We start from the raw sequence: 8,551 nt of genomic DNA on the forward strand, positions 1-8,551 counted from the left end.
GACGACATGAAGCTGGGTAGATCGATCGCGTGCAGGAGTCCTGCTAATTATCGGGTGTGGCTTTGCAGGGAAAGCGCGCTCCAGCGATACCAGTTGTCGATCCGTTTAACCAGCTGGGCGCGGTGAGCCGCAGCGTTCATGCGGTGACGGGGTAACGCGAAGTGTTGCCGGATCGGACCGAAACTGGAAAGGAAAGCCTGGGTGCGGCGGGGATCCCGAAAGCCCTGCATCTGGCGTTCGCGACGGCGGGTCGGCTGGTGACTGTTCTCCGCACGGTTGTTCACCCTTGCGCAGGCTTTCACGAACACGTGCTTTACCCCGGCCAGTTCGGGCATTTCAGCCTTTGCCGCCGGGTAGCTGCGTAGCTGGTCGGTAACGATCTTCCGTGGTACCGGATTTGAGCGCAGGATCCGCCTGAAGAAGTGCTTCGCCGCGGTCTTGTCGCGCTTCTTCTGCAACAGCACGTCGAGCTCCATGCCGTGTTCATCCACGGCACGCCACAGCACGTATGGCTCGCCTCGCAGCTTCACGAACACTTCATCGAGATGCCAGGTCGTGCCCGGCCTGCCGCGCCGGGCTTTCGCGTAATGTGCAAACTGTGCACCGAACCGGTCGCACCAGTTGCGTACCGATTCATAGGTGACTGTCACGCCGCGCTCAAGCAGCAACTCCTCGATGTCACGCAGGCTCAGGTTGAAGCGGTGATACCAGCGTACCGCGCAACTGATGATTGCAGGTGGAAAGCGGAACCCGCTGAACGGAGATTGGATCTTCTTCATGCTTACATTCTAGCCGCCGTGACCTTCAACTTGACATTGCCGTCGGCATTGAAAACTCGGCGTTCGGCAAATTGACGGTCGGCTTCCAGAACACGATTGCGCGCGATGCGTCCACCATCTACGGTGATCCGTACGGCGGTGCCGCTCTGACTACGGAAGAGGGCGGCTGGACCAACGTCAATAACTTCAAGCAGCTGATTTTCTATGCTGCGAGTGCGACGGGTACCCGTTACAACAACGGCGTTGCGTGGAAAAAACTGTTCGACAACGGCCTCTTTCTGAGCGCTGGCTATGCGTTCGGCAACACGACGACATTTTCGACCAATTCGAATTACCAGGTGGCGATTGGCTACAACGGTGGCCCGTTCAACGTATCGAGCTTCTATAGCCATGCGAACAATGCCGGGTTCGCGAACCAGTCGTATTCTGTTGGCGGCAACTATACGTTCAGTATCGTCCGCGTGAATGCTGGCTACTTCCATTACACGGGAGACCAAGGCGCGTTGGGGCAGCGGCGGGACAATGCGTGGACCGTTTCGCTCAAGCTCGCGCCGAAGGGACCGCTTGACTATGAGCTCGGCTACCAGCAGATGCATGCGAAAAACGCGGCTTACGACGAGAACGGCGATATCCCGAACGCGAACATTGGAACGTTCAGCCCGACCTCAGGCATTGGCAATGGCTACAAGGAGACGCTTTACTGGTCAGCGTTTTATCACCTGTCCAAGCGAACGGAGGTCTATATTGCCGGCGACTACATGAGGCTTCATGGCGGCTACACAGTGGCGACCACGTTCGGCGCGAAGAACCAGCTTGAACTGACGAGTGGTATTCGTACCCGCTTTTAATGCATCTCCTTATACACAACTCGACGCTTCCGGAAACGATGGTGGAGTAGCAAAGCAGTCCGCAGGGGTTGTTAACAATGCGGATTTCGCGCTTACTCCCGGATTTTCGGCGTGAAGATCGGAGACGACGCGGAAGCATGGGTGGACGAGGAATTTGAGACGCTGGATTTGCGTGATCCACGGCGAGACCGGCGCGCGAAGGAGCTGGCCAAATGGTTTGCCAGCCCGCCCACGGCCGGCATTGCGGGGGAATGCGAAGGCTGGACCGAGACGATGGCGGCATATCGCTTTCTGGGTAATGAGCGCATCGACTGGCGCGACATAATGCAGCCGCATTGGGACCGTACCATGGCACGCATGGGACAGTTGCCGGTGGTGCTGTGCATTGCCGATACGACCGAGCTGAACTTTAACGGTCAGGATATCGAAGGGGCCGGCCCAGCGGCGAAATCGGGATCATCGCGACCACGATGGCATATGGGTAAGCGCATTCCGCATCGGGATCGACGATATTCTCAGGAGACCGTGAAATGGATTGTCCATTGCGAGGACAAGGAACACCGCACCCCCGATGGCGCAGGCTCCGACCAGAAACGCGGCCACCACGGTCGCATTCTGCGGCGCATTGAATCCGAAGCTAGCGAAAATCACCGTGATCCATGATACGAGCACGACCAGGACGATCGGGCGAATGTTGGGCCCCTGGTGTTCGATTAATTGCCATCGCTGCCGGATCAGGGATGTGACGATCTGCAGCGCCTGATCCTGCAACCAGTGCTGGCCCGTATCCACCGGAGTTAGCGCTCGAATCTGTTCCCGGACGCGTTCCAGTGTTTGTCCTGTCCGCTCGTCGGCCAACTCACCAGACACCCCGTCCGCCGGCCAGATGTCCTGAATCGTTTGCACCGTGAAATCTCGCAGCAGCCCTGCTGGAATCGACGCAGTCTGACCGTAGTCGCGCAACGTTTCCCCGAGCAGAATCACATCAGCCGAAAAACTGCGAACATCATGGTCCGTGCCATCCGACGACGCCTTCGCCGTGGAAATCAAAAGTCCAAGCACGAGTGACGCGAGCACCGATAGCATGCCTATGGCCAAACGCACGACATCACGGGTTTCGATCGTTTGATGAGTTTCTGGCAGCAGCCGGTGCAACACAATTCCGCCGACGCCACCGGCAAAAACCAGAGCTGCGCAAAACGCGCTTGTGATTAGGGGATTCATGGGCAAAATTACCGTAAAGAAAATCAAGGCTCAACGCGGGATATCCGCTGTGGGGCAAATTATGGGTGCGAGCGGAAAGCGGCATGTTCATCATTGCATTATCGTGCTGAAAGGACTGCCTTCCAAGCAGCGGGGGCGGTGGTATCTTTGAGGCGCAACCGTGCGAGGTTGAACTGATCTTTACGAATGCGGTGCATGAACTCGACGCCCGATATCGTAATGGCCGCAATCCAGAAGCGATTGAAGCCGGGCATTGCATTGGCCCTGGACTTGATGTTGCGATTATCCTGTTCGATCAGGTTGATCAAATACTTCGACGATCGGAACGTCGTGTCCTCAGGCAGAAACTGGTCCGCCTTCATTTCACTTACCGCACGGTGAGACGCAGCATAACCGTCCAGCGTGATGGTCTTCGGAGCGAGCCTTTGACTCCTGATCGATTTCGCGAAGAAAGCCTTGGCCGCAGTGGCATCGCGTCTAGCGCTGAGCCCGAAGTCGACCGTCTTTCCTGCGCGGTCAACTGCACGGTAAAGATAGACCCATTTGCCGCGGACTTTCACATGCGGCGTGCACCGCTTCAGCCGTCATCGGCCCCTTCACGAACTGCTCGATCAGTTCCTTCGGAATCTACGGCAACGCCGTCTGGGCCCCGGTGGTCATCCTGGGTTTGCGTGGCATACATGCTCCTTGAGCTACATGTTATGCCTCGCACACAAAATTTATGACAGGCCCGCATTGAAGCCTCGCCGCGCCATCCCCTCGCACGTGTACACTTCTCAAAATTTATAATTCAAAGCGGCAAAAATATTAATCTCAGTCCGTCGCTCCGTAATAGGACTATTCGCAGCATACCGACGCAGCTTCCCCACGGTACACGCCACTGACCCAGTCCAATGCGGCGTGAAGTCATAGCTCGCATAACCATTCAGATGAACATCCCGCACACCCGAAGAGGTACCATAAGCAGTTATCCCCGAAGCCGCACTCTGACGCGCAGACACCCCAAACAAAGTCCGCGTATAAACCGCGTTGGCCCACGTCACCCCCGGCCCTGCCGACACCAGTAACCGTGACGTAACCGGCACATTTGCCGCCAGGTCCGTGCTTACGAGCAAGCCCTGCCCCGTCCCGGCAATGTCCTGCATTGCAGCCACCGACCCAGTCAAGAACGATACCGAGTAATCCGCAAAGACTTTCAGCTTCGGCCCCGCTTGAACATTGCCAAGCCCACGCAAACGCGAATCGTCGGACTCCTTGCGCGACTGGAAGTCGAACGAGATGGCAGTGCCGACGTGATACGAATCCCCCTTCAGCAGATTCACACCCAGGAAGTCGAGCCCTTGCGAAAAAATCCGATCGTCATATGAGACATCGAGTGACGGTAGCGGCAAGACGGCCATCGAACGCGAACCCGGATACTTCGGCGATACCATCAACCTAGGCCCAATGGAGATTTTCCACTTTGACGCGCTGTCGACGTTTGCCACCGGATTCGACACGACGGGTATGTCGGCATTATCAGCCATCGCGTTGCTTAGCCATCCAAGGCACGCGCCAAGCAGAGCAACGCGGAAAATCACAAAGATTGACATCGATGCTTCTCAAGCCGGTTTCAGGATGCAAACGCTTGCCCGCAGACACTATGCGGTTATATCAACTTCCGAGTGCCGCGATCCGCCTAAGCCGGCGGGCAAGGGCCTTCGAGACGACTGGCGGGATCGAACCGTTACCCGCATTGCGCGTCGCTTCGCTTTCGCGCAAGAACATTACGATTTCACGTGCAACGATCTCACGCTCATTGTCCGACGTGATTATGTGGTAAGAGTCATCGAGATAAATGGTCCGCAGAAAGCTCGCACCAATGTGAGCGTCGACATAGCGCGCATTCAGCGGACTCGAAGTCTCGTCGTCGATCGCGTGGATGATCAGGCAATCGGTCGTGATTGACGGCAACTGATGCCGTACCTTGATGGCCAAGCGGCTCGCTTCGTGCAGCGCGGGTAGCGAAATGGTGGACGGCCCGACCTCGCTGAAGTCATGCTTTTGCATCGCACGCGCGATCTTCGCGCGTAGCGCTTCGTTGCGCAAACCGTACGGTTCGTCTTCGCGATAACGCCACCGATGCCGCAGCGGCGTGAAATACGCCCAGCCCAGCAAAAAACGGTACCACGGTATTGCCCAGCCGTCGTAGTCGAGTGTCACCGATAGCAGGATCAACGCCTGTGCGGCGGGCCGCTCGGCGGCAAGCGCGGCCGACAACGCTGCGCCGATCGACAGTCCGCATATTGACACGCTCGCGTACTTCGCCTTCAAGGCATCGAACTCGCGGACTGCAGACGCCAGCCAGGCTTCCATCCTCTGTTCCTGCATGCCCGCGCTGTAGCCGTCGAGCACGGGCGCGACGACAGTAAAGTGTTCGCGATACAACGCGCGCGCCAGGAAGCGCAGTTCGAGCGGTGAGCTGGACAAACCGTGCAACAGCAGCACCGCGTGTTCGCCCGCTTCATAAGCAATTGTCCCGACGGCACTCATGATGCCTCTTCCACCCGGAACACCAGGAAATCGCCCGCGTGCGTTGTGAACTGTTCGCCGAGACACGTGATCGTCCTGAACGCGCTGCCATGTGTAATGCGCACGCGTTGACTACCCGGATGTATCATTGACGCCAGCCGTTTCACGTCATCCGGATGCACGTTGTCGAAGCGCGTTCCCTGCGCAATCGCGGTGGCGTCGTGCCTCGCGCGCCGCGCCTCTGCGCCGGCTTTCCGGTCGAACGCCTTGATCAGGACGATGTCGTCGTGATAATGCGGCAGGTGACGCATCAGACGATGTGTTTCGTCGGCGGCACGGTCGGCCAGTACGCGCTCGTTGTCGCGCCGCAGCAGCATTTCATAGCGGGATTGCGCGACCTGCCCGATGAGTTCGGCCCGAAATTGTGCACGCCGCAGACGCTCGATCAGACAGATCACCACAATCGTGATCAGTGGATACGAGATAAGCAGCGCCAGATCCGACTGGTCAAAAACGGCGATCTGCTGATAGGGCGGAACGAAAAGGTAGTCGGCGATGAGCAGCCCGATCACCATCGCGAAGATCGCACGCGTCATGCCGAAGAAATACTCGATCAGGGCCGCCGCGATCAAGAACGCGGTGCCGGGCATGATCGGTCCGAGCAACGGATGCAGCAGTATGCGAATCCCACTGGCGATCGCGATCGCAAACCCCGTGTACAACCACGGCCGCGCACCTCGTGGCGCCCACCGGCCAGCATTTTTTACTTTCATGTGAGTCAATTACGATTGCGGTAGCCGCTTACAAATTGCAGCGTCGCAGCGAATTGTATAGGGAAATGTTTAGAAAGGTCTGTACTGTCCTGGCATTGACGTGGTTGCGGGAGCCGTGACTTTCGAGCCAGAGACAGTTTGTCGCAAGTCTACAAGTTAAGAGATGGCTTGCGCGTAAGGGAACTCGTCGGCGCAATATTCGGTGATATCCGCACCGATGAGCACGGCGATCACTGGGTGCATCTGGTCGGCAGGCGAGGTCGCATCGCCGCCGCTGGCGCGTACGGTGCCCGATTAGTATCTCGTGCAGCGCCTACTTCCAGTCACGCCGGGATCCGAAAACGCCGTTCGTCGCGAACCTCGAACAGGACAGCACCACGGGCACTACCGGAACCCGATTGTGGAGCGTGATGCAGCGCTTCTTTGATCAAACCGCCGCTGTGATCGGCGCCGACCATCCGACGGCCGCAGAGAAGCTGCGCCGCGCCAGCCCGCACTGGATGCGCCATACCCACGCCTCCCATGCACTTGCCCGCAGGGCGGAACCGACGACCGTGCGGGATACCCTGCGCCACGCCTCGATCGCAACGACCTCGATTTGCCTTCAGCGCGACGAGGTCAAACGCGCCCGCCAGATGAATCAGGCTTTCGCCTCACGATAGCCCCGGAGCGCCCGTCAAGTGGAAGCTCCGACGCCTTAGCGTGCCTTATTTCCCGAATTCTGAAGCGCTCCCTATCACTGCAACTTGAGGTGCCAGTTCACTGAACACTGCTCGGCTGCGGTTGTTGCTGAACTGCCTGCGCCTTTGCAGCCGTTTGCTCCTGCGCGTGCTTCTTCGCAAGGTGATGACCAACAACGCACCCGCCGACGGCGCCGATAACAGCATGGTGACCGGCATAGTGACCGGCAACACCGCCGGCGACCGCGCCTTTGATGCAGCCCGCCGCGGAAGCCGAAGCGGCCAGCACAAAAAGAGGAATAGCCAACGCGACGGCGGAAAGTTTTGCTGCTCTCATAGCGTGATCAGGAAGATGGTAGGGGAGTGCAGATCGTAGCGGAACCGAGTCCGGGAAAAATCAAGAATTGTCATTTCGGACACGCCCGGAGCCAGTTGCGAGGCGGGTGAATTCGGGGGCTGTGGTGCAAATTATGGGTGCGAGCGAAAAGCGGCGCGCTCATCATTGCATTATCGCGCTGGAAGGACTGCCTTCCACACAGCGGGGGCAGTGATATCTTTGAGGCGCAACCGTGCGCGGTTGAACTGATCTTTGCGAATACGGTGCATCAACTCTACGCCCGATATCGTAATGGTCAGGTTTCCTGAAGCGGTTGAGGCCGAGCAGGCATTGACCCTGGACTTGATGTTGCGATGATCCTGCTCGAGCAGGTGTGCTAAATCGCGCGCTTACGGTCTACGTCTGGCGCAACTGAATAGAGCATCTCTTGCCGCAACCCAACTCCGGCAAACATTGGTAACGCAAAATTACGAAAAAAACCTTTAAAAATTACCCTTTTATGCTGCAGGGACAGCGAGGGCGAGGACGAATAAATATATTCATCGCACACCGGTCGTTACAAACAAAGACATCAGTAATATCCCGGCTCCGTATAGTCCACTCATCGCTAACAAATGGAGATTTTTGTGAAGAAAACCCTCGGGCCAGTGATATTGGCTATCTCGCTGGGTAGCATGCTGGGCGGTTGCGTCTTGGTGCCAGGCTCAGGTCAATCATCCGGCGAGCAGATCCTCACGTCGTCGTCGCGAGTTGAGCGCCTGTCGGCCGACGCACTGTTTCCATTTGGTCGAGGGGATGTCGGCGACATCCGGCCGTCTGGTCTCCGGGATATAGCACAGATCGCAGCTCAGCTTCGTGCCAGCCCATTCGCACACGTTGAAGTCCTCGGCTACACGGATCGACTCGGTTCCGGCAGCGCTAACCTGGCGCTGTCACAACGTCGTGCGAATGCCGTTAGAGAGGTGTTCATCCAGCAGGGGGTATCGGCTGAAAAAATACGGGCTAAGGGATTAGGTAGCCGGGATCCTGTAGTTCAGTGCGACAACGCGGACGCCGATGCACTGGTGAGATGCTTGCAGCCGAACCGCCGAGTCGAAATCGTGACGTATGTCAGAGATGATTCGCGTTGGCGTCAATGATGTGTTGTACCGGCTCCGGTTCCGAGACTGTGGTCAACGCGCTGATACGACACGCCGGCAAATTACCTCGGGAACTATATAAATCGCTGACCTGGGACAGGGATACGGAAATGGCTGATCACAAGCGCTTTACCGTGGCAACCAGAATCCAGGTCTATTTCTGTGATCCGCAGAATCCGTGGCAACGCGGCTCGAATGAAAACATGAACGGACTGCTGAGGGTTCTGTCGCAACAAGACGGTCTGATATGCAGAGGTCAT

At 57.6% G+C, this 8,551-nt stretch carries 7 protein-coding genes and 6 pseudogenes; 5 read left to right on the forward strand and 8 right to left on the reverse strand.

Annotated features, from left to right (window positions below):
• Positions 1–47: 47 nt before the first annotated feature.
• Positions 48–779 carry an IS6 family transposase gene (locus tag BGI01S_RS28590; RefSeq protein WP_042329783.1) on the reverse strand — a complete coding sequence of 244 codons (732 nt, stop codon included), beginning with the start codon at positions 777–779 and terminating at the stop codon, positions 48–50.
• A gap of 32 nt (positions 780–811) precedes the next feature.
• Between BGI01S_RS28590 and BGI01S_RS28595 the strand changes: the two are divergent.
• Both BGI01S_RS28595 and BGI01S_RS31275 read left to right on the forward strand, forming a co-directional pair.
• Positions 812–1,627: pseudogene (locus tag BGI01S_RS28595) on the forward strand (porin); the annotation flags it as partial.
• Positions 1,628–1,768: 141 nt separating this feature from the next.
• Positions 1,769–1,924, forward strand: a pseudogene (locus BGI01S_RS31275) (IS4/Tn5 family transposase DNA-binding protein); the annotation flags it as partial.
• 159 nt (positions 1,925–2,083) lie between these two features.
• Here the strand turns inward: BGI01S_RS31275 and BGI01S_RS28600 are convergent.
• The 5 genes and pseudogenes from BGI01S_RS28600 to BGI01S_RS28620 form a co-directional block, all read right to left on the reverse strand.
• Positions 2,084–2,851 carry a bestrophin-like domain gene (locus tag BGI01S_RS28600; RefSeq protein ID WP_157004296.1) on the reverse strand — a complete coding sequence of 256 codons (768 nt, stop codon included), beginning with the start codon at positions 2,849–2,851 and terminating at the stop codon, positions 2,084–2,086.
• 98 nt (positions 2,852–2,949) lie between these two features.
• Positions 2,950–3,414: pseudogene (locus BGI01S_RS28605) on the reverse strand (DDE-type integrase/transposase/recombinase); the annotation flags it as partial.
• A 213-nt stretch (positions 3,415–3,627) separates the two neighbouring features.
• Positions 3,628–4,443, reverse strand: coding sequence for a MipA/OmpV family protein (locus BGI01S_RS28610; RefSeq protein WP_084585548.1), 816 nt, complete (start codon positions 4,441–4,443; stop codon positions 3,628–3,630).
• Positions 4,444–4,504: 61 nt separating this feature from the next.
• The gene (locus BGI01S_RS28615; RefSeq protein ID WP_174447458.1) at positions 4,505–5,383 is read right to left on the reverse strand and encodes an alpha/beta hydrolase; all 879 of its coding nucleotides are present in this window, start codon (positions 5,381–5,383) and stop codon (positions 4,505–4,507) included.
• On the reverse strand, positions 5,380–6,135 hold the full coding sequence (locus BGI01S_RS28620; RefSeq protein ID WP_042329786.1) for a DUF4118 domain-containing protein: 756 nt from the start codon (positions 6,133–6,135) through the stop codon (positions 5,380–5,382). Before BGI01S_RS28620 ends, BGI01S_RS28615 begins: the two co-directional genes overlap by 4 nt.
• Before the next feature lie 165 nt (positions 6,136–6,300).
• On the opposite strand from BGI01S_RS28620, the pseudogene BGI01S_RS29960 reads away from it, so the two are divergent.
• A pseudogene (locus BGI01S_RS29960) lies at positions 6,301–6,797 on the forward strand (site-specific integrase); the annotation flags it as partial.
• 97 nt (positions 6,798–6,894) lie between these two features.
• Here the strand turns inward: BGI01S_RS29960 and BGI01S_RS29965 are convergent.
• Together BGI01S_RS29965 and BGI01S_RS31480 are read right to left on the reverse strand one after the other, a co-directional pair.
• A complete protein-coding gene (locus BGI01S_RS29965) occupies positions 6,895–7,152 on the reverse strand; it encodes a hypothetical protein (RefSeq protein ID WP_084585549.1) in 258 nt (85 codons plus the stop codon).
• Positions 7,153–7,322: 170 nt separating this feature from the next.
• Positions 7,323–7,532 (reverse strand): annotated as a pseudogene (locus tag BGI01S_RS31480) (IS6 family transposase); the annotation flags it as partial.
• A 246-nt stretch (positions 7,533–7,778) separates the two neighbouring features.
• Between BGI01S_RS31480 and BGI01S_RS29975 the strand changes: the two are divergent.
• Together BGI01S_RS29975 and BGI01S_RS29980 are read left to right on the forward strand one after the other, a co-directional pair.
• Positions 7,779–8,291 carry an OmpA family protein gene (locus BGI01S_RS29975; RefSeq protein WP_167335688.1) on the forward strand — a complete coding sequence of 171 codons (513 nt, stop codon included), beginning with the start codon at positions 7,779–7,781 and terminating at the stop codon, positions 8,289–8,291.
• 20 nt (positions 8,292–8,311) lie between these two features.
• A pseudogene (locus BGI01S_RS29980) lies at positions 8,312–8,551 on the forward strand (IS30 family transposase); the annotation flags it as partial.

Origin of the sequence: Paraburkholderia ginsengisoli NBRC 100965, from assembly GCF_000739735.1 — a bacterium.
GTDB lineage: Bacteria > Pseudomonadota > Gammaproteobacteria > Burkholderiales > Burkholderiaceae > Paraburkholderia > Paraburkholderia ginsengisoli.

What these genes read in the sequence shown, in the direction of transcription:
- BGI01S_RS28615 (WP_174447458.1), bottom strand. Translation starts at nt 5,383, where the DNA reads ATGAGTGCCGTCGGGACAATTGCTTATGAAGCGGGCGAACACGCGGTG.
- BGI01S_RS28620 (WP_042329786.1), bottom strand. Translation starts at nt 6,135, where the DNA reads ATGAAAGTAAAAAATGCTGGCCGGTGGGCGCCACGAGGTGCGCGGCCG.
- BGI01S_RS28610 (WP_084585548.1), bottom strand. Translation starts at nt 4,443, where the DNA reads ATGTCAATCTTTGTGATTTTCCGCGTTGCTCTGCTTGGCGCGTGCCTT.
- BGI01S_RS29965 (WP_084585549.1), bottom strand. Translation starts at nt 7,152, where the DNA reads ATGAGAGCAGCAAAACTTTCCGCCGTCGCGTTGGCTATTCCTCTTTTT.
- BGI01S_RS28590 (WP_042329783.1), bottom strand. Translation starts at nt 779, where the DNA reads ATGAAGAAGATCCAATCTCCGTTCAGCGGGTTCCGCTTTCCACCTGCA.
- BGI01S_RS28600 (WP_157004296.1), bottom strand. Translation starts at nt 2,851, where the DNA reads ATGAATCCCCTAATCACAAGCGCGTTTTGCGCAGCTCTGGTTTTTGCC.